The organism is Frankia sp. CgMI4 (genome assembly GCF_001756285.1).
Lineage (GTDB): Bacteria > Actinomycetota > Actinomycetes > Frankiales > Frankiaceae > Frankia > Frankia casuarinae.
The window spans coordinates 70,972-95,111 of the sequence record NZ_MAQZ01000081.1 but is presented as its reverse complement, the minus strand read 5'-3'; the positions used below and the strand labels follow the sequence as shown (position 1 = coordinate 95,111).

The 24,140-nt window shown below is 70.4% G+C and carries 21 protein-coding genes; 4 read left to right on the top strand and 17 right to left on the bottom strand.

From position 1 onward, the window contains the following. Nucleotides 1-2: 2 nt before the first annotated feature. The 4 genes from hemC to Manayef4_RS14390 form a co-directional block, all read right to left on the bottom strand. A complete protein-coding gene (gene hemC / locus Manayef4_RS14405) occupies nt 3-1,175 on the bottom strand; it encodes a hydroxymethylbilane synthase (RefSeq protein WP_070131927.1) in 1,173 nt (390 codons plus the stop codon). Next, a complete protein-coding gene (locus Manayef4_RS14400) occupies nt 1,172-2,593 on the bottom strand; it encodes a glutamyl-tRNA reductase (RefSeq protein WP_011434947.1) in 1,422 nt (473 codons plus the stop codon). Before Manayef4_RS14400 ends, hemC begins: the two co-directional genes overlap by 4 nt. Beyond that, a complete protein-coding gene (locus tag Manayef4_RS23095) occupies nt 2,590-3,705 on the bottom strand; it encodes a redox-sensing transcriptional repressor Rex (protein ID WP_232234864.1) in 1,116 nt (371 codons plus the stop codon). Before Manayef4_RS23095 ends, Manayef4_RS14400 begins: the two co-directional genes overlap by 4 nt. 212 nt (nt 3,706-3,917) lie before the next feature. Continuing rightward, nucleotides 3,918-4,229, bottom strand: coding sequence for a glutaredoxin family protein (locus Manayef4_RS14390; protein WP_070131926.1), 312 nt, complete (start codon nt 4,227-4,229; stop codon nt 3,918-3,920). A gap of 262 nt (nt 4,230-4,491) precedes the next feature. On the opposite strand from Manayef4_RS14390, the gene Manayef4_RS14385 reads away from it, so the two are divergent. Together Manayef4_RS14385 and Manayef4_RS14380 are read left to right on the top strand one after the other, a co-directional pair. Beyond that, on the top strand, nt 4,492-5,208 hold the full coding sequence (locus Manayef4_RS14385) for a sigma-70 family RNA polymerase sigma factor (protein ID WP_011434944.1): 717 nt from the start codon (nt 4,492-4,494) through the stop codon (nt 5,206-5,208). Nucleotides 5,209-5,464: 256 nt separating this feature from the next. Then, a complete protein-coding gene (locus Manayef4_RS14380) occupies nt 5,465-6,352 on the top strand; it encodes an HAD-IB family hydrolase (RefSeq protein ID WP_070131925.1) in 888 nt (295 codons plus the stop codon). 25 nt (nt 6,353-6,377) lie between these two features. Here the strand turns inward: Manayef4_RS14380 and Manayef4_RS14375 are convergent, their stop codons facing one another. The 11 genes from Manayef4_RS14375 to Manayef4_RS14330 form a co-directional block, all read right to left on the bottom strand. Further along, complete coding sequence (locus tag Manayef4_RS14375) at nt 6,378-7,487, bottom strand: lysophospholipid acyltransferase family protein (RefSeq protein WP_011434942.1); 1,110 nt, start codon at nt 7,485-7,487, stop codon at nt 6,378-6,380. A gap of 95 nt (nt 7,488-7,582) precedes the next feature. Next, complete coding sequence (locus Manayef4_RS14370) at nt 7,583-8,623, bottom strand: NAD-dependent epimerase/dehydratase family protein (RefSeq protein ID WP_070132019.1); 1,041 nt, start codon at nt 8,621-8,623, stop codon at nt 7,583-7,585. Between the two features lie 327 nt (nt 8,624-8,950). After that, nucleotides 8,951-9,820 (bottom strand): SAM-dependent chlorinase/fluorinase, encoded by an 870-nt coding sequence (locus tag Manayef4_RS14365; protein ID WP_023839822.1) that lies wholly within the window; start codon nt 9,818-9,820, stop codon nt 8,951-8,953. 294 nt (nt 9,821-10,114) lie between these two features. Continuing rightward, complete coding sequence (locus Manayef4_RS23090) at nt 10,115-10,213, bottom strand: AURKAIP1/COX24 domain-containing protein (RefSeq protein ID WP_003948845.1); 99 nt, start codon at nt 10,211-10,213, stop codon at nt 10,115-10,117. Between the two features lie 96 nt (nt 10,214-10,309). Next, on the bottom strand, nt 10,310-11,107 hold the full coding sequence (gene proC, locus Manayef4_RS14360) for a pyrroline-5-carboxylate reductase (RefSeq protein WP_175443392.1): 798 nt from the start codon (nt 11,105-11,107) through the stop codon (nt 10,310-10,312). A gap of 100 nt (nt 11,108-11,207) precedes the next feature. After that, entirely contained in the window at nt 11,208-13,349 is a 2,142-nt protein-coding gene (locus tag Manayef4_RS14355; RefSeq protein WP_083282477.1) for an acyltransferase, read from the bottom strand. Nucleotides 13,350-13,747: 398 nt separating this feature from the next. Further along, a complete protein-coding gene (locus Manayef4_RS14350; protein WP_070131922.1) occupies nt 13,748-14,545 on the bottom strand; it encodes a class I SAM-dependent methyltransferase in 798 nt (265 codons plus the stop codon). A gap of 82 nt (nt 14,546-14,627) precedes the next feature. Further along, nucleotides 14,628-15,554 (bottom strand): sugar phosphate isomerase/epimerase, encoded by a 927-nt coding sequence (locus tag Manayef4_RS14345; RefSeq protein ID WP_139140098.1) that lies wholly within the window; start codon nt 15,552-15,554, stop codon nt 14,628-14,630. A gap of 271 nt (nt 15,555-15,825) precedes the next feature. Next, nucleotides 15,826-16,875, bottom strand: a complete 1,050-nt coding sequence (locus Manayef4_RS14340; protein ID WP_254665658.1) for a Ppx/GppA phosphatase family protein — start codon at nt 16,873-16,875, stop codon at nt 15,826-15,828. Nucleotides 16,876-16,922: 47 nt separating this feature from the next. Further along, on the bottom strand, nt 16,923-17,603 hold the full coding sequence (locus Manayef4_RS14335) for a response regulator transcription factor (protein ID WP_011434934.1): 681 nt from the start codon (nt 17,601-17,603) through the stop codon (nt 16,923-16,925). Between the two features lie 117 nt (nt 17,604-17,720). Continuing rightward, nucleotides 17,721-18,920: an ATP-binding protein gene (locus Manayef4_RS14330; RefSeq protein ID WP_254665657.1), complete on the bottom strand. Its 1,200-nt coding sequence runs from the start codon at nt 18,918-18,920 to the stop codon at nt 17,721-17,723. A gap of 407 nt (nt 18,921-19,327) precedes the next feature. On the opposite strand from Manayef4_RS14330, the gene phoU reads away from it, so the two are divergent. Further along, on the top strand, nt 19,328-19,975 hold the full coding sequence (gene phoU, locus Manayef4_RS14325; protein WP_011434932.1) for a phosphate signaling complex protein PhoU: 648 nt from the start codon (nt 19,328-19,330) through the stop codon (nt 19,973-19,975). 217 nt (nt 19,976-20,192) lie between these two features. Here the strand turns inward: phoU and Manayef4_RS14320 are convergent, their stop codons facing one another. Further along, complete coding sequence (locus Manayef4_RS14320) at nt 20,193-20,930, bottom strand: phosphoglyceromutase (RefSeq protein WP_023839828.1); 738 nt, start codon at nt 20,928-20,930, stop codon at nt 20,193-20,195. 542 nt (nt 20,931-21,472) lie between these two features. Between Manayef4_RS14320 and Manayef4_RS14315 the strand changes: the two genes are divergently transcribed. Next, nucleotides 21,473-22,630, top strand: coding sequence for a folate-binding protein YgfZ (locus Manayef4_RS14315; protein WP_011434930.1), 1,158 nt, complete (start codon nt 21,473-21,475; stop codon nt 22,628-22,630). Between the two features lie 28 nt (nt 22,631-22,658). Here the strand turns inward: Manayef4_RS14315 and Manayef4_RS14310 are convergent, their stop codons facing one another. After that, complete coding sequence (locus Manayef4_RS14310) at nt 22,659-24,008, bottom strand: transcriptional regulator (protein WP_011434929.1); 1,350 nt, start codon at nt 24,006-24,008, stop codon at nt 22,659-22,661. Nucleotides 24,009-24,140: the final 132 nt, after the last annotated feature.

The following is a 24,140-nucleotide window of genomic DNA, read 5'->3' as shown; positions in this document are numbered from 1 at the left end:
GCTCAGCGGGTTCCCATCAGCGAGTGTGCTCCGGCGGACAGCATGTCGTCCGCGAGGCGCTGCCCGAGCGCCTCCGGGTCGACGGCGGATCCGGTGACGTCACGCCGGAGGACATCGCTTCCGTCCGGCGCGGCGACGACCGCCCGCAGGCACAGACGACCCGCGGGAGGCGCACCGCCGGCCTCCGCCGCGGCTCCTTCGGCCAGCTCCGGAAGAAGCTCGGCCAAGGCGCCGACCGGGGCAGTACAACCAGCTTCGATGCCGGCGAGGAACGCGCGTTCCGCTCTGACCGCGACGGACGACGATGCGTCATCGAGCACAAACCGTAGCAGCTCGGCGAGGCCCGTATCGACGGGCTGGCCGCCATCTGACCACGTTTCGCCACCGGTTTGTCCCACAGCGGGACCTGAACCCGGCCCGGCGGGCACCAGAGCGCGCGCCGGACCGGCCACGACGAGCCCGGCACCGCCCGTGCACTCGATCGCCAGGGCTCCCTGGCCGGGCGCGGGCAGCATCACCGTGGGTTCGAGGATCTCGGTGACGGCATCGAGCCGGTCGAGCCGCGCCAGCCCGGCGTGCGCGAGGACGACCGCGTCCACCTCACCGTCGATGGCCTTCTTCAACCGGGTGTCGACATTGCCGCGGATCGTGACGACCTCCAGCCCGAGGCCGAGAGCACGCAGCTGCGCGGCGCGACGTGGGGATCCGGTCGCGATCCGGGCGCCGGCCCTGAGCTCGGCCAGGCGCCGCCCGCTCGGGGCGACCAGCACGTCCCGGGGGTCCGCCCGCGGCGGGACCGCGGCGAGCACCAGACCGGGTGGGGTGGCCGTCGGAAGGTCCTTCAACGAGTGGACCGCCAGGTCGATCTCGCCGGACAGCAGGGCGTCGCGCAGCGCGCTGACGAAGACGCCGGTCCCGCCGATCTGGCTGATCTCCCCGGACGAGCGGTCCCCCGCCGTGACGATCGGCACCAGCTCGACGGCGCAGCCCACCCGCGCCCGCAGGGTGGCAGCGACCGTCCCGGACTGGGCCAGCGCCAGCGCCGAGCGCCGTGTTCCCAGCCGCAGCCGGCGGCCGGCGAAACGGGCCAGCAGGTCGGCGCCGGTACCCGTGGCGCCGGTACCCGTGGCGCCGATGCTCGTCGGATCGGTACTCGTCGGGTCGATCCCCGTCACGAACGCTCCAGCAGATCAAGGTCAGGCGCGGACACCACGGCGGGCACCTCACGCGGCAGATCGAACAGTTCCCGCAGGGCCTCGGCGTAGGCGTCCCCACCGGGCGCCCCGGCCAGCTCCTGTACCCGCACGGTCGGGGCGTGCAGCAGCTTGTCGACGACGCGCCGGACCGAGCCCTCCACCAGGCTCCACTCCCGATCGTCGAGGTCGGGCAGGCGGGTGTGCAACCGGGCGAGCTCGCTACGCACCACGGCGGCGGCGTGGGCCCGCAGCGCGACGACGGTCGGCGCCACCCGGCCCGCCCGCCGGCGGTCGAGGAAGCTCGCGACCTCGGCGGCGACCAGCGCGCGGACCGCCTCCACGTCGTGCGTCACCTGGGCGCCGTCCAGCGCGATGCGCAGTGCGTCCAGGTCGATCAGACTCACCCCGGGCAGCTCGCGCACCCCCGGGTCGATATCGTGCGGCAGGGCCAGATCGAGGAAGACCAGCGGGCGCCCTGCCCGGCCGGGCAGGGCCGCGGCAACCAGCTCGTGCTCGACAACGAGACCGCTCGCGCCGGTCGAGGAGATCACCAGGTCCGCCATGGTGATCTCGTGGGCCAGGTCGGTGAGACCGACGACCCGGGCCTCGTGGGCCTCGGCGACGCGGGCCGCCCGGGCGGCGGTCCTGTTCGCGATCACAACCTCCCCGGCGCCAGCTCGCCGGACGGTCTGCGCGGCCAGCGATCCCACCGCGCCGGCACCGATGAGCAGCACCCGGGTCCCGGCCAACGGCGGGGGTTCGGGCGTCACGGCGTGTCGCGGCCCCTCGGCCGCGACTCCTCCCCCGTCCAGCGCCCGCCCGCCCGGCGGCGCCACCGGCACGGCCGGAACCTCGCTGTGGAGGCCCAGGCCGGAAGCGGCCAGCCGGACACCCACCGAGACAATGGAGGCGCCGGCGGCATCGATGGACGTCTCGGAGTGGGCCCGCTTGCCGACCCGCAGCGCGGCCTGGAACAGGCCGGACAGCGCGCTGCCCGCCACCCCGGCGGCCTGACCGGCCCGGAAGGCCGTGCGTACCTGACCGAGGATCTGGCTCTCCCCGACAAGCATGGAGTCCAAGCCGCACACCACCGAGAACAGGTGCCCGATGGCCCGCGCCTCGTGGTGGACGTACAGGTGGCCGGCAAGATCACCGAGGTCGATCCCACAGATCCGGCTGAGCTGGTCGGAGATGTCGGCGACCCCGCCGTGGAAGGTCTCAACCTCGGCATAGATCTCGATGCGGTTGCACGTCGAGAGCACCACAGCCTCGCTGACGTGGGTGCCCTCGGCCAGATCGTGCAGGACCTTCGGGATGTCCTCGGCCGAGACCGAGGTGCGTTCGAGCAACGACGTGGGCGCGGTCTGGTGGTTGAGCCCGACCACCAGGAGGCTCACGACGCCTCACCTCCGGCCATCAGCGCTCCCGCGGCCGGCAGCGTCCCGCGCGCCGGCGATCCAGGCTCCGGGGTGTGCTCCAGGCGCACCGCGCCCGGTTCCCCCTCCCGATCATCCCGGGTCGGCCGATCGTCCCGAGCCATCCCGGCCGGACGAGCTGCCCCCGCCGGACGAGTCATGCCTACTTGCCGAGTCACCCGCACGACCTCATCCGTATCGGTCTCCAGCCTGCCCGCGGAGGGCTCCGTCCCGTCCGCGCTCGTCACCCCGTCCAGGCCCGCCGCCCCGAGCGCGGCGAGGACCTCGTCGCCGCCTGGCAGCGCCTCGCGTGCCGAGGGCGCCCGCCGCGCCGGGCGCGCCCGGCGCGGCGGCACGGCGTCACGCCCGGAGCCGGCGCCCGGTGTGGATCTCGCGCCCCGTCTCGGTGATGTGTCCCGTGCCGGCGACGGACGTTTACGTGCTTCATGGAACGAGAGGATCTGCAGTTCCACGGCAAGGTCGACTTTACGCACGTCCACACCGTCGGGTACCGAAAGCACCGTGGGGGCGAAGTTGAGGATGCTGGTGACCCCGGCAGCGACCAGACGATCACACACCCCCTGCGCCGCGGCTGCCGGCGTGCAGATCATCCCGATCGTGACCTGACCCTGGACGATCACCTGTTCGAGATCGCCGACGGGACTGACGACAACCTCACCGACCCGCTCGCCGACTCGCTCGGGATCCGCGTCGACCAGGGCCACGATCCGAAAGCCCCTGGCATAAAAGCCGCCGTAACCCGCCAGGGCGTGGCCGAGGTTGCCGACTCCCACCAGCACAACCGCTCTGTCCTCGGTGAGGCCCAGTTTCGCGGCGATGCAGTCGAGCAGGACATCCACCTCGTAGCCGACGCCCCGCGTGCCGTAGGAACCGAGATGGGACAGATCCTTGCGAACCTTGGCCGGAGTGACTCCGGCGGCGGCCGCGAGCGTGTCCGAAGACACAGTATAAACCCCGCTTTCCGCCAATGTCGTCAGCACCCGGAGGTAGAGCGGAAGCCGCGCGACCGTCGCCTCCGGAACGTCGGAGGAACGCCTGGAAGCCGTGTCACTACGTGTACGTCGCCGGATCACCGCCGGGCGACGCCGTGGCTGACTCATCCGCGGCTCCGATCTCTAGGCGCGCGGTTACGCCCGGAGCTATGGGCCCGAATCCGTGGCCCCGCCGACACCCAGCGTGCGGTAGTCCCGGCGTGCGGTAGTCGGCGCCACAAGTCGGCTGTCCTCGGGCAGTGTACGACTTCGTGAAGGGATTCACGAAGTGCCGAGGAGAGCCGGCCCCCTGATCAGCGACCACCCTTGGCAGGGCGCAGCGCCCACCGGCCGCCGGCGAGCGCCCGCCRCAGCCGGTCCTCCTCCACCCGCCAGTAACCGTGTTCCCGGCCGTCGAGCAGGATGACCGGCACCCGGTCGCCGTAGGCGTCGGCAAGCTGGGGATCGGCGTCGACATCGGCCTCCCGCCACCCGACCTGCTCCTGCTCGGCGACCCGGACGACCGCCGCCCGCGCGGTGTCGCACAGATGACATCCCGTCCGGGTGAGCAGTGTGATACGCACACCGTCGCGGCCGGAATCCGCCTGTTCCAACCCGTCGTCCATTCCCCGATGGTAGGCGCGATCCCCGTCGCCGCCGAGTGGCTTTCCGAACCGCTCGGTGGGACCGAGGTCCGTTCAGGGGCCCGGCCCCGGCCCCGGCGTGCGGTCCGGTCCGGACCTCGCCGGAAGACGCCCTCTGCCTGCGCCCGGACGATCTCCGACTTCCCGCGCTCCCTCCTCCGGCTACACTCAGCTACTAACGGAACCATGTGCGCCGGGCCTTCCGGCCCACCTTGCCGCGACCGCATCCTCCGGAGCCCGGGCTGTGACCGAATGCACGCTCGCCGACCTCGTCGACCTCGTCGACCTCGCCGCCCCGCGCCGCGGCCCCCTCCGCCGGCAGGAYGCGATGTCCCCGGTGGGCGCCCGGGAGGACCGCGAGCGAGTCGGGGACCCTCAGGGCGATCCGGCCGACGACGACCGGACGGCGCTCGTCGCCCGGGCCCGGCGAGGTGACGTCAACGCCTTCGGGCTGCTCTACGACCGGTACGCCAACCTCGTGTTCCGGTACGCGCTGTACCGGCTGGGCGGGGATCCGGTGGCCGCCGAGGACATCGTCAGCGAGACCTTCCTGCGTGCCTTCCGCTCCATCGGCACGTTCCAGTGGCAGGGACGGGACATCGGTGCCTGGTTCATCACCATCGCCCGCAACCTGCTGGTCGATCAGGCCCGCTCGGCGCGGCGCCGGTTCGAGATCCCGACGGCGGACATCCTCGCCGCGGCCGAGCACCGAGCCACGGCGCTGACGGCGCCGAGCCCCGAAGAGTCGATCCTGGCCGTGCTGACCCGCCGCGAGCTGCTCGACGCCGTCCGCGAACTGCGCCCGGACCAGCAGGAGTGCGTCGCGCTCCGGTTCCTCGAAGGGCTGTCGGTCCGCGAGACCGCGCTGGCCATGGGCCGCAACGAAGGGGCGGTCAAATCCTTGCAGTTCAGAGCAATTCGGACACTTGCCCGCGCCCTTCCCGCAGCAGGCACGGCCTGACCTCCGGGCCCCTCGCCGTGAGCGATATCCCAGATCACGTCGCAACCCCGGCCCGGTCGTTGTTCCACCGGCACTTTCCCGCCGTCACGTTCGAGCGGCGGCCGCCGCGAAGTCGTGCCGCACCGTACTCTGACGGCGTGCCGGCGAACCATGGCGTGGATCGCGGCGCGCGGAGGTGGCGACAAGGGGTGGGTGGCGGCCCCGGTCACTTCCCGAGCCGAGCCCTTGCTCCGCCCCGGACAGCATGGAGTTGACGATGAGGGTGCGACGACGCAGGGACCTGGCCACGACGAGGCAGGCCGCCGAGGCCGCCGCGATCGCCGCCTTGAAGGTCGCGGCCGAGGAGGTTCCGCGGGCTCCGCTGGACGAGTCGGCGGCCGCGTTCTTCGACGTGGACAACACCATGATGGCGGGCGCCTCGATCTTCTACTTCGCCCGCGGCCTGGCCGCCCGGGACTTCTTCAACTCGCGTGACCTGATCCGGTTCGGCTGGCAGCACATCACCTACCGGCTGCGTGGGCTCGAGGACCCGAGCGGCATCCGGGATGCTCGGGAGACCGCGCTTGCCTTCGTCGCCGGGCGCACGGTGGCCGAGATCGTCCGTTACGGCGAGGAGATCTACGACGAACGGATGGCCGAGCAGATCTACTCGGGTACGCACGCGCTCGCCCAGCAGCACCTTGACGCGGGCCAGCGAGTGTGGCTGGTCACGRCCACCCCGGTCGAGCTCGCCTCGGTCATCGCCCGGCGGCTGAACCTCACCGGCGCCCTCGGCACGGTCAGTGAGGTCTCCGCCGAGGGCACCTACACCGGCCACCTGGTCGGCGGCCTGCTGCACGGCCAGGCGAAGGCCGAGGCCGTGCAGGCGCTCGCCGAGCGGGAGGGCCTGGACCTGTCGCGGTGCTGGGCCTACTCGGACTCGATCAACGATCTGCCCATGCTCTCCCTGGTGGGCCACCCGGTCGCGATCAACCCGGATCCGGACCTGAAGACCGTGGMCCGGGAACGCGAATGGCCGATCAAGGACTTTCGCACGGCCCGCAAGGCAGCCAAGATCGGCATTCCGACGGCAGCCGGGGTGGGCGCGCTCGCCGGCGGGGTCGCCGCCGGCATGGCGTTGCGGCGCCGGGCCGCGGGCGCCTAGAGCACCTTCGGCGCCGGGAAAGAACCTAGAAGAACACCGAGCGGCGCTGCATCAGCAGGCTGTACAGCGTATGCTGGATGGTCTCCCGGATGCGGTCGGTGAGCTCGAACACCAGCATCGGGTCGTCCGCCGCCTCAGCGGTGTACGTCTTCGTTGGGACCGGCTCCCCGAACTCGATGATCCATTTGGACGGAAGCGGGATGAGCCCCAGCAGACCGAACCACGGGAAGGTCGGTGTAACCGGCAGGTAGGGCAGCCCGAACAGGCGAGCGAGCGACTTCGCGTTACCGATCATAGGATAGATTTCTTCGGCTCCGACGATCGTGCACGGAATGATCGGCACACCCGTCCGCAACGCGGCCGAGACGAATCCACCGCGCCCGAACCGCTGCAACTTGTACCGCTCGCTGAACGGCTTGCCGACGCCCTTGAAGCCCTCCGGCCAGACCCCGACAAGGTGCCCGGTGTTCAGCAGGTGTTCCGCGTCAGCCTGACACGCCAGAGTGTTGCCGATCTTACGAGCCAGCGGGGCCAGGAACGGCACCGCGAACACCAGGTCGGCGGCGAGCATGCGCAGGTGGCGATGGGCCGGATGATGATCGAGGATGGCCACGGCCATCATCAGCGCGTCCATTGGCAGGGTGCCCGAGTGATTGGCCACCACCAGAGCGCCACCCGTGTCCGGGATGTTCTCCAGCCCCCGGGTCTCGACCCGGAAGTAGTCCCGGTAGATCGGCCGCAGCAGCGGAGCGACGACGTGTTCGGTGAGGTCCGGGTCAAACCCGTGCTCGTCGACGACGTAGTCGCCGGTGATGCGCCGCCGCAGGAAGGCCAGCGCTCCCGCGAGGGCCGTCTCCAGATCACCGGGTTCGGCCGTCGGCGGTGGCGCACCGTCCGTCCTGGCAGCGCCATCGGGCCCGGCAGCGGCGGTGGGACCCGTCGCCGGGTCGGACGGCCCACCCGCCGCCGACCGGCTTTCGGTCAGCGTCGCCTCGGCACCGTTGAGCGAGGAGCGAGGGGACGCGGCGGCTGGACCAAGGAAGACCTCGTCGGGGGAAACCTCGTCGAGAAAAGCCGGGTCACGCGAAGCCGGGTCACGCGAAGCCGAATCGGCTGCGGCGGATTTCCAAGGCATGATCTGCGCTTCACCCCGGGATTCGTCACCTTTTATCACGTGTTCCGCCTCCCCCCTATCCGATCCCGCACCCGGCGGGCCGCAACCGCCCTCCATCACCCTGTTCCCACCAGCCGGCGTCGGGCCAGCGAATCGAGCATCCTGTGCTCGGCTCGGGAGATCAGATCGTGGTCGATGGTGAACCGGAGCCCGCGCTGGCGGACGAAACTGTCGAAGGTCTCCATCGTCGAGTACCGGGGCCGGTAACCGAAGATCTCCTTCAGCCGGGTCGTGTCCACGGCCCGGCCGTGCGCGAGGAAGTCAAGCTGCTCAGCGGAGAAGTCGACGAGCCGCAGCCGCCGGGCGATCCCGCCCAACACCCCGATCGCGGGGAACGGCACCGGCGTGGACGGCCGACCCGCTCGGCGGATCGCCTGCGAAAGCAGGAGCACACCGTCCCCGGCCACGTTGAACGTCCCCGGGTGGGCGCGGCGGGTCGCGCGCATCAGCACGGCCAACGCGTCATCGGAGTGCAGCAGCTGGATGCGGGGGTCGAAGCCGAGGACCGTGGGAACCAGCGGAAGGTCCAGATAGCGCGCGAGCGGGCTGTCGATCTGCGGACCGAGGATGTTGGTGAACCGCAGCACGGTTACCGCGATGTCGGGACGTCGCCGGCTGAATCCACGCACGTAACCCTCGACCTCGACGGCGTCCTTGGCATAGCCACCGGCGGGCAGGGCGCGCGGCTCAGTGTCCTCTGTAAACAGCGCGGGGTCGCGAGCGGACGACCYGTAGATCGACGTCGTGGACTTCACGACCAGCTTGGTGACACTGGGCGCCTTCTGGCACGCGGCCAGCAGCTGCATCGTGCCGATGACGTTGATTTCCTTCATCGCGGCCCGTCCACCCGCACCGAGCGGCGTGGCGATCACGTTCAGATGCAGCACCGTATCGATCTCCGTGGTGGAGATCACCTTTGCGATCAACGGATGCCGRATGTCCGCGCGCACAAACTGGGTCCGCCCGAGGTCGCTGGTGGGAGCAGTGGTATCGACCCCGACGACGGCCTCGACCCCCGGGTCAGCCGCGAGCGCCATCGCCACCTGCGCCCCCAACGGCCGCGCTACACCGGTCACCAACACACGGCGTGGTCTCATGGCAGTCTCCCGCAACGCCCGCATGGTCCAGCCCGGCACCCGGACCGGATGGCCGGGCGACCGGGCAGCCCGAACCAGGCCGACCGGAGCGCGCCACCGTTCCCCGGGACCGGGGGCCGCGATGTCCGGCCGAGAAAGGTTCACGCGGTCCGATCGTGGGCTCATCGTACGCCCGTCCCTCGACCGCTCATTGCACAGCGTAAGGCCAGCCGCGCACATCGAATACGGAAAGTAGGGGAAAAACAACCCGTCCGAGCCGGACGAGGATCGACGCCGGCCAGGCCCGGTGCCGCTGCCGACGCTGCCGGCCCAGCGGTGATGCCGGCATCACCGCTGGGCCGGCAGCGGAAAATCCAGGATGGAGCGTCCCGGTGACGGGCTCCTCGGCAGCTGCGCCACGACGACCGCGTCCTGGCGCCGCAGCCGCAGCAGGTCGGCCGCTCGCCCACAATTTACTGCGATCATCACTCGACGCAACGCGTCCTCACACAAGGTGACTCCACCGCGGGGCGCATCGCCGTAGGTATGCGTGAACGTGAGCCGCATGACGCGGTTGCCGGCGCGGACCTCGACCAGATCTCCCAACAGAATACCGGCGGCCTCCAGCTCGGCCCGGGTCATGTTGAGCGAGAGATTGCCGAAGTGGTCGACGGACACGACCTCGCCRTGCACATGGTCGTCGTCGACGCTGCACGCCCGCGGCTGGAAACGCGTGAGCGCGTCGGGGTCGAGCCGGGGGCCGACGTCGGTGAGGGCGAGTCCGGCCGCAAGCCGGGCCGCGACCGGCGCATAGACGTCCCGTCCCCGGAACACCGCGGTGGGCAGCGGCAGCCACAGCTCCCGGTTGGAGATCTCGTGCACCGCGGCGACGCCACCGAGCGCATCCCAGGCCAGCGACGCCACGCCGTTGTCCGGGCAGACGAAGGTCGAGCCGTCCGTGCTCCGGATCGCCGCGCCGCGGGTGTAACCGTCGGCATCGAGCCGCTCCACGACGACGAGATGAACCCCCATCGGAAGATAACCGATCGCGCCGACCAGGGTGACGGCCGCATGCCCGACGTCCTGCGGCGCGATGGCGTGGCAGACGTCGAGGACGCGCGCCGACGGGGCGTGCCGCGCGATAACCCCGTGACACACCCCTACAGAGGCATCGTCGACGCCGTAGTCGGACAGGAAATTGATCCACGATCCCGTCATGCCGTCTCCCTGGCTGCGGGCCGGCCACGCTGCCACCCGAGGGAAACAGCCTGTCACACGGTGACAGTTACAGCACGCAAAGCCACATGATACGAGACGGCATGGCGGTACGAACTCGCGACGTGCGGGGTGGACACCGGACGCCGGGGACCGCGGATCGGCCGACTGTCTCCAGGTACGACCGGACTCCCGGGTACGCCCCACCCCCCGGTGGGCGACCCGCGTCCTAGTGCGCTACCTACTTCCTGGCAGCGGCCTGACTTCCTGGCAGCGGCCTGACTTCCTGGCAGCGGCCTACTTCTTGTTGCGGCGCTGAACGCGCGTCCGCTTCAGCAACTTGCGGTGCTTCTTCTTGGCCATCCGCTTACGACGCTTCTTGATGACAGAACCCACGTACCCGACCGATCTATGTTGAGGAAGTTACCGGGCGAGCCTACCCGCCACGGCGGGCAACCATCGGAGCCCGGGTGCTCCGGTACCCGGGTGCCCTCAACTACGGCCGAGTTCCCGCGACCGACTGCTCGCCGCCTCCAGGGCGTCCATGAGCGCCGCGCGCACACCGCGACGGTCCAGCTCCCGCAGTGCCGCGATCGTGGTCCCGGCCGGAGAGGTGACGGCCTCCCGCAACAGCGCCGGATGCTCACCGCTCTCGYGCAGCATCCGCGCCGAGCCCAGGGCGGTCTGGGTCATGAGTTCCGCGGCCAGGGTGCGGGGCAGCCCAAGGAGCACACCCGCCTCGATCATCGCATCGACAAGATAGAAGAAGTACGCCGGTCCGCTGCCGGACAGGGCCGTCACCGCGTCGAGCTGGGACTCTGCCACCCGCGTCACCCGGCCGACCGGCGTCAGCAGGGCTTCTGCCGTGGCGAGGTGCTTCTCCTCGGCGTAGCGGYCCCCGCAGATCGCCGAYATCGCCTCCCCGACGAGMAGCGGGGTGTTCGTCATCACCCGGACCACCGGGGGAAGCGAAGGTAGCCGCTCCTCGAGAAGATCAGTGGTGATGCCCGCCGCCAACGACACCACGAGCGTCCCGTTCGCGACCACCGACCCGATCTCGGCCAGCAGGGTCCCGACGTCCTGGGGCTTCACCCCGATGATCAGAACATCCGCCTTGGCTGCGGCCACCGTCGGCGCCTGCACCTCGACGCCGTGACGCGCCACGATCTCACCAGCCCGGTCGGCATCACGTTCGGCCACGACGATGTCCTGAGCGGCATGCCCGGACCGCAGCAGCCCCGACAGCATCGCCCCGCCGAGCCGTCCCGCCCCCATGACCGCAACGATCATGACCATCCTTCCCTTCCACCCGCTTCTACCCCGGCCTGGAGGTTACGGCGCCCTCGGGCAGCCAGCGGAACGCGGATCCCGGCCCGCCGTCGTGCGCGGGCTACCAGCCGTAGCCCGACTGGCGATCAACTCCATGTCGCCCGTCGTACTCGAGCCGGCGTTCGTGGCCACCCCAGTGGCCGGGCTCGTGACCCGTCCAGGGCTCGTGACCCGTCCAGGGCTCGTGACCYGTCCAGGGCTCGTGACCCGTCCAGGGCTCGTGACCCGTCCAGGGCTCGTGACGTTCGCCCCGCCGGCCGACGACGGATCGAGGATCGTAGATTATTTCGGCGGTGTATGCCCGGTCCGTGGCCGCCGGCCGCTGCGCCTCCTCGCCGCCGTTTTGCCGGCCTCGCACCGCCCACGACAGGTCGGCGGTCTCGGTGAGTCCGTACCCGTACCCCGGCCAAGGACGGACGTAGCCCTCATCGATCCATTCATCACCCCATTCATCGGCATCGTCCGGGCCACCCGCCGGTTGATCGGACCCGACCTCGTACGACGACCAGCCACCGTCGCCCGACCAGCCACCGTCGCCCGACCAGCCACCCCGCGACCGGGCCCCGGGCGGATCGCCGGGCCGGTCGTGATCCAGCCGATCAGACCGACCGGTCGTGGCCGACGCGACGCGTGCCGGCCGGTCTGGCTCGCCAGCCGGATACACCTCGTCAAGGGTGTACAGCCCGGCGGCCCGGCGGTCCCCGTCAGGCCGGTAACGCTGTCCGGATTCACCGGTCCGGTCCCAGGACCGGTGGTGCCGGTGGCCCTCGTACCGGCCGGCCCGCGGGACGGCCGGGTGCGAGAACCGTCCGCGGTCGGGCTCCCGGGCCGGTTCGGGAATGCGCGCCCAGGTGGCGGCGCCGGGTCCAATGTCGTCTCCGGGAGCGGGCCGCGCCGCCGGGATCGCGCCCGGCGCGGGCCCACGGGGGGTGTCGGCCCACGGGGGTCGGGCACGCTGCGCAGGCTTCTCCACGAACCGGTTCGAGAAGTACGCGATGAACGTGCTGACCGCCRCCGCCACGACAACCGACGGCCACAGCCCGATCCGGGGCACCAGCTGCCCGTTCGCAACCGAGATCACCGGATAGTGCCAGAGGTAGATACTGAAGGTGATCTTACCGAGGAAGGCCATCCGTGGACTGCCGAGCAGGCGGACCCAGCCGGCGTCGCGGCGCAGGTCGGCGCCCAGGATGACCACGGCACCGAGCAGGGCGCTGGGCAGGTAGGCGGCATGGTCGAGCCAGTTGGCGTCATAACCGTCCTTGTTCGGCCCAAGGAAGGCGAAGAAGATCAATCCGATCCCCGCGACGAAGCCGAGATCGGCGATCCGACGGCCCGCCCGCCAACGCTCGACCGTCGCCGCCGTGACAGGGGTCATCGTGCCGATCTGCTGGGCGTGCCGGCGGCGGCGCGGCGCGGCCAGGTCCGGCTCCTCGGCGACGAGGGCGCGCAGGCGGGTGTCACGCCAGACCGCCAGCAGACAGCCGATCAGCAGCGGTGCGACGTGCGTGTCCAGCGCGAGGTACACCCGCGAGTGCGGGGCGCCGCCGGCGGCCACGGTCCAGGTCCAGACCGCCGCGAAGGCGATCATGGCGAAAAGCATCTTCAGCAGGTGCGCCCGGAACCGGTCCGAGCGGCTGACAATCAGGAACAGCCCCGGCCACAGGAGATAGAACTGCTCCTCCAGGGACAGGGACCACACGTGGGCCAACCATCGCCCACCGGCGGCAGGATGCAGGACCTTGTACCAGTTGTTGACATTGAAAAAGGCGGAGAGCGCACTCCCGACGTAGTCGTCCCGGAAGGGGATGTCGTTCCATTTGAACGCCACCGTCACCGCGAGCCCGACGAGCAGGTACACCCACATCGCGGGCATCAGCCGGTAGGCCCGGCGCACCAGGAATCGACTCACCGAGATCGTCCCGGTCCGGCTGTGTTCGGTCAGCAGGAGCGTGGTGATAAGAAATCCACTCAGCACGAAGAAGACGTCGACGGCGACGTTGCTGGCCTGGATCGCACCCATGTGGCCGGCGAGGATGGTGTAGATACAGACGATCCGCAGCCCGTCCAGCGCCGGGTTGTACGCGAACTTCGCCGCGGCGGCCGCCGCCGGCCCGGCCGGCGGCTCCCAGCCAGCCGGGGTGCCGTCGCGCGTTATCCTCGTTATCCCTGTCGCCTCAGTCTGCTGCGGGGCAAGCCGCATGATGACCGTCGCCTCCTCCATCGGGCGTCGGCAGTCCCGGCACCGACACCCGACACTCAGGGTGACCGTACGGTGCCGCGATAACCCGAGCGTGAGTCGCTCCCAAACCATGCCGCCGGTCGGACCAATGACCCGGATACGGGTACCCGTATCACTCCGCTACGCCAGCGAAGTCAGACATCACTGTGCGAATGACGCAAGACTAACGGATCGGAAAATTCGGGACAAGGCAGGTACCGGTGGCCACAAAACAACGCCACCCCAAAAGCGACGCTGTGCGCACGGTTCATTACGAAGTCACATCGGCCGAACCATGGCGTCACAGCGCGTCAGAGAAAGGGGAAGATCACCGGACGGGAGAGCCTCGGCAGAGGCGCCCACGCTGTCTCTCCCGCGCGCTACTCGGGAACCTGGGCAATCACCAGGAGCGTACGAAACGGCTCGACGACGACACCGTCAGGAAAGGCGCGCAGCATCGTGCGACGCTCCGCGTCAAGGAAATCGTCGAGGCGATCGCCGATGGCCGCGACGTAGGACTTCGACCGCTGCCAGGTGAGGTAGTCATCGATGTTAATCCGGCGCCGCCACCGGCCGGTCAGGGTGACAACCYCCCTGAAGTGGCCGGTCCACCGCAACTCGTCGGCGAACGGTCGCGCACGGTACCCGCGGTGATATCCGGGGTTCATCCGCTCGAGCCGTTCCTGCTGGCACTGCCACCACCGGTACTCCTCGGCGTCGACGTCGTTCCACCACACGGCGAGGGCTCCGCCGGGCCRCAGCACGCGGGCGGCCTCGGCCGCGGCGGTCAGTACCTGTACCCAGTGCCATGCCTGGGCATAGCAGACCAGGTCGACGACCTGGTCCCGGAAGGGCAACGCCTCCCCGTCCCCGCGCACCGCGGGCAGTCCGGGGCTGCGCTGGCGCAACCGCGCCAGCATGGTCGGCCCGGGTTCCACCGGTACCACCCGCGCGCCCCGGCCGATCAGCAGACGCGTGGCGATGCCGGTCCCGGCGCCGACGTCAAGCACGTCCGCGCCGCGCAGCGGCCGCCCGAGGAACCGCTCGACGTCACGGAAGATGTGGTCGGGATAGCTCGGCCTGGCCGCGGCGTAGGCATCCGCCAACGGGTCGAACAGCGAGCCGGTGGGAGTACGACCAGAAGGGACGGACACTGCGTCATGGTGGCACTCGACCATGGCGGCGAGCCACGGGAACGGTGTCAGCCCCGGAGGTGGGTCAGCCGGCGGTGGACCCGGATGCGGATCAGCCGTAGGTGGATCAGCCGTAGGTGGATCGGAGTCCTGCGGCGGACGGTGCGGCGAAGTGCAGACGGGTGAACGCCAGCGCCTCGGCGAGCTCGGCCTCGCGCTGGGCACGCGACTCGGCCCACCTGGTATTGATCTCGACCACCACGGTGCCGTCGAAACCGCCGGCGGCCAGCAGTTCAAGCAGCTCCGCACAGGGCTGCGTGCCACGACCGGGGACGAGATGTTCGTCCTTGGCCGAGCCCAGACCATCGGCCATGTGCACGTGGACCAGCCGCTCGCCGAGAAGCTCGGCCATCTCGAGCGGGTCCGAGCGGGACACACTCGTGTGCGACAGGTCGAGGGTGACATGCGCGTAGTCGTCTTCGACCGGGGACCAGTCCGGGGCATAGGCGGAGACCTCCCGCCCCCGCGCCCGCAGCGGGAACATGTTCTCCACCGCGAAGCGGATGTCRGTCTCGCCGGCCATCCGCTCGATGCCCGTCACGAACTCGCGGGCATAGTCTCGCTGCCAGCGAAACGGCGGGTGGACGACGACCGTCGACGCGCCGAGCGTCTCGGCTACGGTACGGGCCCGCACCAGCTTCGCCCATGGATCCGTACCCCAGACCCGCTGGGTGAGCAGCAGGCACGGCGCATGAATGGCCAGAATCGGGATGCCGTGATAGTCCATCAGCCGCTTCAGCGCCTGCGGATCCTGGCTAACCGGATCGGTCCAGACCATGATCTCGACCCCGTCATACCCCRGCCGCGCCGCCATCTCGAAGGCCGAGGCGGTGGACTCGGGATAGGTCGAGGCCGTTGAGAGCGCCACGCGGGCACCCGGAGCGGTCGTGGCCAGCTCGGGCGCTCCGCGCGGGACAATGAGCGAGGAGCTACCGCCACCACCGGGCCCCGAACCGCCCGCGACCCCACCGGACGAGATCGGGGCGGGAGCCATCGCGGTCGGCGACACCGACCGCGCGTCGTCACGCCATGCCTGCAATCCGTCTCCCTGCCGCGCGAGCCGGGGGTTGGCCGTCACGACCGACCTCATCTCCCAGGCTAGGCCATCTCCGCGGCCCCGCCCGCACAGACATCCGCGGGATGACGGTCGGAACCTTCATATCGCCCGTGACAACGGCCACATCGGGCAATTACGCGCATCAAGAACACTTTCTGCAAGGTTCATCTCACCCTCTGCCAGGTGAAGGGAGTTCATCGCTCCGGCGTCAGGATGAGGTGAGCCAGTCCAGGCGGCGCAGGATCACCCCTTCGCGCAGGGCCCAGGGGCAAATCTCCACCTCGTCGATGGCGAACAGATCGAGAGCCTCGTCCGCGACGACCGCCMCCGCGACCAACTGGGCCGCCCGGGAGGCGGAGACGCCCGGCAGYGCCGCGCGCTCCTCGACCGACATCCGGCACACCTTGGCCGTCACCTCCACGAGGTCGTCCCGGCGCAGCACCCTGCGGGTATAGGGACCGCGGCTGTAGGACTCCGCACCGGCGATCCGAGCCARCGACCGGAAGGTCTTCGACGTCGCCACCGCCCTCGTGTGCTCCCCCAGGGGATAGATGGTGCCCACGATCGGCGCGATCTGGGACCGGACGTAACGGCGCAGCTCGCTGAGCTCGGACCGCTTGGGCGGGTCGCTCGGGGCCAGCCAGTCCCGGGTCAGCCGGCTCGCGCCAAGCGGCAGGGATGCGACCACCTCGGGGTCCTCGTGCATGCCGGCGCCGATCTCCAGGGAACCACCGCCGATGTCCAACGCCAGCAACCGGCCGGCGCTCCAGCCGAACCACCGGCGGACGGCGAGGAAGGTCAACCTGGCCTCCTCCTCCCCGGGCAGGACGCCGATGGAGACCCCGGTGGCCTCGCCCACCCGGCGCAGGACCGCCTCTCCGTTGGTGGCGTCCCGCAACGCCGACGTGGCGAAGGCCGCCAGATCGTGGACCCCGAGCGCGTCGGCCTGCTGGCGCATGTCCAGGACGCAGGAGGTCAGGGCGCGCTCTCCAGCGGCGTCCAGCGCCCCGTCCGCGTCGAGYAGTTCCACCAGCCGCAACGGCACGCGCACGCTGGCGGCCGGCTGCGGCTGGCCGCCCCGGTGCGCGTCCACGACAAGCAGGTGGACGGTGTTCGAGCCGATGTCGATCACACCGAGACGCATTGGACCGGGATGTGGACCCGCCGGGAGCGGACTCACCACGGCCGCCTGCCGTCCCGGGGCGACGGCGGCGTCGGGCTGCGCCACGATCTTCGGAAACCACGCACCCGGACGCACGCCACCGARCACCTCTTCACCGTTCCCTCCGGCCGCGACCGCCGGGGTCACGGCTCGAACTTGTATCCCAGTCCCCGGACGGTCACCAGGTGCCGCGGGTTGCCGGGTTCGTGCTCAATCTTTGTCCGCAGTCGTTTGACGTGGACATCCAGGGTCTTGGTGTCGCCGACGTAGTCCGACCCCCAGACCCGGTCGATCAGTTGGCCCCGGGTCAGCACCCGGCCCGCGTTGCGCAGGAACATCTCCAACAGCTCGAACTCCTTGAGCGGCAGGGTGACCGTGGTCCCGTCGACGGTGACGACATGGCGCTCAACGTCCATCCGGACCGGGCCGGCCTCCAACGTCGCGTCCCCCACCTCCTCGTTCTCCGACCGCCGCCGCAGCACCGCGCGGATCCGCGCCACCAGCTCCCGGGCGGAGAACGGCTTCGTGACGTAGTCGTCCGCTCCGAGTTCCAGCCCGAGCACCTTGTCGATCTCGCTGTCCCGAGCGGTCAGCATGATGATCGGCACAGTGGAACGGGTTCGCAAGGTTCGGCACACTTCCGTGCCCGACAGCCCCGGCAGCATGAGGTCCAGCAGGACAAGATCAGCCCCCCGCCGATCGAACTCGGCCAACGCGCTGGGGCCGTCGGCGACGACCCCCACCTCGAAGCCCTCCCGTTCCAACATGAACGACAACGCGTCGGAGAAGGACTCCTCGTCCTCGACCACGAGCAGCCGGGTCACCTGTTCGCTCCCCTTGTTACGTTGGACGGACCGGCCGACCCGGACCGCTTCCTGTTACCGTCGATGGGACGGGTGGACCCGCCGCGTCTACCGGTCATGACCGATACCGTTCACCGTTCACGAACCGCCACCGAGTTCATCATCGCCATGATGTTCACCATCGCCATGATGTTCACCATCGCCCCGACCGCGGGCGTCGGCATCGGCCCCGACGACGTCGAAGCCATCCACCCCGTCATCCTCGCGGGTTTCGTCCGAGCCGTCCGTCATCGCATCGTCATCGTCGCCGGTGAACAGCGGCAACCGGAGCGTGAAGGTGGAACCCGCGCCCTCGGCGCTCCACACAGAGACCACGCCGCCGTGATTGGTCGCGATGTGCTTGACGATGGCGAGCCCCAGGCCGGTCCCACCGGTCGCGCGGGATCGCGCCGGATCCGCCCGATAGAAGCGTTCGAAGACCCGTTCCAGGTCCTTCTCCGCGATCCCGATGCCCTCGTCGGCGACGGAGATCTCCACRGTCTCACCGCTGCGCCGAACCCCGAGCACAACCCGGGTGCCACGCGGCGAGTAGCTGATCGCATTGTCGAGCAGGTTCGCGACGGCGGTCACGAGCTGGCCCTCATCCCCACACACCGGCAGGTCACCGTCGCCGATCACCGCAACCGAGATCGCCTGGGCCTGCGCTGCCAGCCGGGTGCGGTCGACCGCCTCGGTGAGCACCGCGGACGCCCGCATCGGCCRCAGGTTGGGCAGCGGATCGGCGCCCTGCAGCCGGGAGAGATCGATGATCTCCTGAACAAGACGGGCGAGCCGGGTCGATTCGTGGGTCATCCGGGAGGCGAACCGGCGGACTGCCACCGGGTCCTCGCAGGCCGCGGCGACCGCTTCGGCGAGGACGTGCAACGCACCGACCGGCGTCTTGAGCTCGTGGCTGATGTTCGCCACGAAGTCCCGACGGACGGCCTCGACCCGACGCGACTCGGTAATGTCATCCACGATGACGGCGACATGACCGGACGAGTCCAGCAGCCGGGCCCGGGCACGCACCGCCAGCCCCTCCTGGTCCGGTCGGGGACGGGTGAGGGGGGGCTCGGGGACGGGCGGCAGCTCAAGCTGCCGCTCCTGGTCACTGCCCGCGAGCCGGGTGGCCCGGACGAGATCGGCCAGCTCCGCCACCGCGATCTCGTCGGCGGCGACCACACCCATACGTCGCGCGACCATGTTCACCAGGACCACCCGGTCCGCGGCGTCGAGGACGAGCAGACCGGTCGGCAGGYCGGCGATCACCCGACGCACGAGCCTTGCCGGCAAGGTCATGCCGCCGGTGTCSCCGCCGGACGCCGAACCAGTAGTCAGGTCAGTCGTCGAACCGGCTGTTCCAGGCACCGCTGTCATCGTCCACCATCGTCCGCTCACCCTGTAYGGCCTGCCGACCTGCACGAGCCGCGGATGCGGTGTGTACCGGTTGTCATGGCATCCGCCGACCTGTCACCCACTCGCCGMATGCTAGGTGTCCGCATGCCACCTAGGTATTGCTCTGCAAGCCTCCACCGCCGATCGTCGCTAGCTGTTCATCAGACCCATCGTCAATGTTCACCAGAGAGCGAGAGGTCCGCATCATCGTCAGAACCGGAGCGACGCAAGTACCCAGAAGCACCATGATCGAATCAATCCCTCAGGATCTCTGACCCCTCGATCCCCCACCGAATGAGAAGGAGCCGTCCGTGCGGGACGCCTTCACCGACGAACTCGACAGCATCAACCGGTCCCTGATCGAGATGACCAACCTGGTCGCCTCGGCCATGGCCCGGGCCACCACCGCTCTCCTCGACGCCGATCTCCAACTCGCCGAGAACGTCATCAGCGGAGACGAGACGGTCGACCTGCTGCGCAACGAGATCGAGGAGCGGGCCTTCGACGTGATGGCCCGCCAGGCCCCGGTCGCCACCGATCTGAGGATGATGGTGGCCACGCTGCGGATCGTCGCCGACCTGGAGCGGATGGGCGACCTCGCCCTGCACGTGGCGAAGGTCGCCCGCCGGCGCTACCCGGGCCGGGCGGTCCCGCCGGAGCTCCGGGCGACCCTGCTGGAGATGGGGCAGGTCGCGCAGCGCATCGTCGCGAAGGCCGGATCGGTGATCGCCAGCCGGGACACCGACCTCGCCAAGCAGCTGGAGGCCGACGACGACGCGATGGACGGGCTGCACCGCGCCCTGTTCCACATACTGATCGAGAAGCCCTGGCCGCACGGGATGGAGGCGGCGATCGACATCACTCTCTGCGGCCGCTACTACGAGCGGTACGCCGACCATGCGGTCTCGGTCGCCCGCCGGGTGCTCTACCTGGTCACCGGGGATTCCAGCGGCGCGTGAGGGCACCCGGGGAGATCCGCCCCCGGTCTCGCGCGGGCGTGGCCCCCACGCACGGCCCGACGGTTCCCCGCGTGCATCCCGCCGGCGCTACGGCGGCTGCCCGTGATGGCCCGCGATGATGGCACGGGCCGGTCGGGACTATATGACTCAGTCGGGACTATATGATTATAGTCCCGACTATTTTTAGCCTCGACTATCTTCTTGATTGCTTTTCTGACTACTTCTTGGTGCCCTGCGCGGCGACGGCGGCCGCGGCGAGCGCCGCGGCGTCGGGGTCGAGGTACCCCGAGCTCACCACACCCAGCTGGTCGTCCAGCTCGTAGCGCAGCGGGATGCCGGTGGGGATGTTGAGCCCGGCGATGTCGGTGTCGCTGATGTGATCGAGATGCTTCACCAGGGCGCGCAGCGAGTTGCCATGCGCCGCCACCAGGACGGTACGGCCGGTCCGCAGGTCCGGCACGATCGCGTCGTACCAGTAGGGCAGCATCCGGGCAACGACGTCGGCGAGGCACTCGGTCCGCGGGATGACGTCGGGGGCAAGGTCGTCATAGCGCTCGTCCACCCCGCTGACCTGCTCCGGACCGATCTCCGGCGGCGGCGTGTCATAGGAGCGACGCCAGAGCTGGAACTGCTCCGCGCCGAACTTCTCCAGCGTCTCCGCCTTGTTCAGGCCCTGCAGGCCGCCGTAGTGCCGCTCGTTGAGCCGCCAGGTGCGGCGAACCGGAACCCAGGTGCGCCCGGCGGCATCCAGCGCCAGCCAGGCGGTGCGGATCGCCCTGGTCAGCAGGGACGTGTGCACCACGTCCGGCAGGACGCCGGACTCCCGCAGCAGCTCACCCCCGCGAGTGGCCTCCTTGGCACCCTTCTCGGAAAGATCAACGTCCACCCAGCCGGTGAACAGGTTTTCGCGGTTCCAAATGCTCTCACCGTGGCGGAGCAGGACGAGCGTCGGCATACCCGAGATCCTGCCCGCTCGGCGGCCCGCTCGGCCAGCATTGCCGGTTGTTGCCTGTGACTCCCCGGCTCGGGGCCGGTCGTGCCGGCGACCGGTTGTCACCCGGCGGCAGGACAGGAATCCGGCGGCACGACAGGAATTCATCCGGAACTGAACGACCCCCGGGCGCTCCGCCGCCGCGCGAAGCGGAGGCGGGCCGTCGGGACTTGCGACGGCGCCCGGGGGTCGGGTGTCTGCCTGGTTCTCGCCGGTGCCGGTGCCCATGGGCCACCCGGCTAGAGGTGAGGACCACGAGACCGGCTAGCGGACAGCCACCTCACGAGTCCTATGAGCATACAAAGCCTGGACCACCTCCCTTCTCGTGTACCCGTGACGCTACGCGGACCCAGGGGCGCATCGCAACGGCTTTTCCGCGCGCGTTGATGGGACGCTCCTGACACCGGCCGGTCGGAACAGCCAGGCCACCCGCGCGGGCCCGGGGCCACAGCCGAACCGTGCGCGGACCCGGCCGAGGCACGCCACGGGGACCTAGACTGAGTCCCATGACCGCAGGGTCCCTCACGACGCCCGCCTCGCTCTCCCCGTTGCTCGGCCTGCCGGGTGCGGTGGCCGGCACTGCCGAAGACGACGCGGTCGCCGCCCACTACGGCGATCCGCTACGGGAACAGCGCGCGGTGCGCGGCGGTGCCGCCGTCGTCGACAGATCACATCGGGACGTGCTGCGCGTCTCCGGCCCCGACCGGCTCTCCTGGCTGCACAGCATCACCTCTCAGCATCTGTCCGCGCTGGGCGCGCTGCGGGGCACCGAGGCGCTGGTGCTCTCCCCGCACGGCCACGTCGAACACCATCTCGTCCTCGCCGACGACGGCACGTCCACCTGGGTGGACGTCGAGCCCGGCACCGGCGGCATCCTGCTGCGCTACCTGGAGTCGATGCGCTTCATGCTCCGAGTGGAGCCAGCGGACCTCGGCGCGGTGACGGCGGTGCTCAGCGTGCTCGGGCCAAGGGCCGCGCAGGTCGCGGCCGCGGCACTGGGCGGGCCGGGTGACGGCGCGCCCGGCCCGGGCCTGCCCGAACCACAGGCACCCGGCCCGGTCGGGGCGCCGATCACCGGTCCCTACCCGGTCGGCCGTACCGGGACGGGCACGCTGGTCCGGCGGATGCCCCACGGCGTCGACCTCCTCGTCGGCCGGGCCGACCTGACCGGCACCGTCGAGCGGCTGCGCGCCGCCGGGGCGGGTCTGGCCGGRCTGTCCGCCTTCGACGCCATGCGCATCGCCTCCCGACGGCCCCGGCTCAGCCGGGAGACCGACCATCGCACCATTCCGCACGAGGTGGGGTGGCTGGCGAGCGCCGTGCACCTGGACAAGGGCTGCTACCGCGGGCAGGAAACCGTCGCCCGGGTGCACAACCTCGGTCGCCCGCCGCGGCGGCTGGTGCTGCTGCATCTCGACGGCACGGTGGCGGCGCCCCGTTCCACCGTCACGGTCGGCGGGCGCGAGGTCGGGTTTGTCGGCAGCTCCGAGGTCCACGAGGAACTCGGCCCCATCGCCCTGGCGGTGATCAAGCGGTCCGTGCCGACGGATGCCTCCCTCGTCGTCGCCGATCCCGACGGCGCGCCGCTGGCCGCCGCGATCGATCCGGACGACGAGCCAGCCACGACGGCGCCGAAGCGTCCCGCCGGGCGGCTGCGTTCCTGATTCCCGGCCGGCTCGGGTTCCGGCCGGCTCAGACAGTCCGGGCGAGGATCTGATCGAGTTCCCGCACCGCCGGGTCGGTGCCGTGCCGCCGCAGCCGGCGGCGCAGCTCGTCGGCCCGGCGGGCGTTGCGCTTGGATCGCGTCGCCGCCAGCATCGGCAGGGCCTGGCGGGTCAGCTCGCACCCGTGATCGACGTTACCGAGATCCATCTGGACCGCGGCCCACCGAAGCAGGTAGGTGGCCCGGTCCCGGGCCCGGGAGTCTGGCTGGATCGCCAGGGAGCGTTCCAGCCACCGGTCCGCCTGCGCGAGGTGACCGAGATCGATGTAGCAGCTGCCGATCTGCGCCTGGTACTCGGCCTCGTCGAAGTAGGACGACCAGGCGGGCTCCTCAGGCCGCGCGGTGACCATCGCTTCCTCCGAGCAGGCCAGCGCCTGCGCGCAGGCGCTGGCCTCCCCGAGCGCGGCATGGGCACGGGCCCGCCGCATGTGCAGCATGGCGCCGACGCGACCGGACGCCCCCCCGGCGCTGGCCACGGCGGCCTCGGCCAGATCCACCGCCTCCCGCGGGCGGGCGAAGTCCACGCATTGCAGGGACATGTTCTTCAGCACGTTCGCACCGAGCATGCGGTCCCCGCCGGCGTGCGCGGCATGCAGCGCGGTGATCCAGTACCGCTGGGCGGCTGTCTGGAAGCCGGCGTCGAACGAGACCCATCCCGCGAACCGGGCGAGCTCCGCAGCCACCAGATGYAGGTGACGGCCCACGTGCTCGGTATAGGATCCGCGCGCCAGCAGGTCCGCCACCACGCCGAGCTCGGCGTCGACCAGCCGGCGCACGCTCTCCCCACCGAGCCGCTCATCCATGACCCGTAGCCCGGGGATGTTGTGCTCGATCCGGTTCACGATCTGGTCGTCGACCCGTCCCCCGTTCAGGGCCGCCGCCAGCCGGGCCGGTTCCATGCCGAGCCACTGCGTCGCGAGTTCCGCCACCCCGGTCCCAGTGATCGTCAGGAAGCCGCGGCGGTCGGAGAGCGCGTCCTCGACGACGTCCATGATCGAGGTTATGCTGCCACCCGGCGTCCACGGGTACTCGGTGCGCACCGCGTCGCCGGTCGGTAGCCACGCGGGCCAGGGGTGCGACTCCAGGCGATCGTTGGGCACGCCGAGCTCCGCGGCGAGCGCGAGCTGGGACACCCGGTCGGGCACGACCCCACGGTGCTCCCAGCGCCAGACCTTCTGCCGCTCGGCGGCCATGTTCGCCACCCCGAGGTCACGTGCGCGGCGGGCCACGACCCGCGCCAGACGCTGGTAGGACCACCCGCGCTGGGCTCGGATGAACGCAAGCGGATGAGTGCAGGCATGAGCGTTATCCGTCAGCATCGACGATCTCCTCGCAGTCGCATCTCCAGGGGCACTTCCGTGAGTACCTACTAACGCTATGTCGCGACATCTTGGTGCTCCAAGAGACGACTCCGGTGCGATGCGTGCACAGAGGTCACTCCCGGACCACTG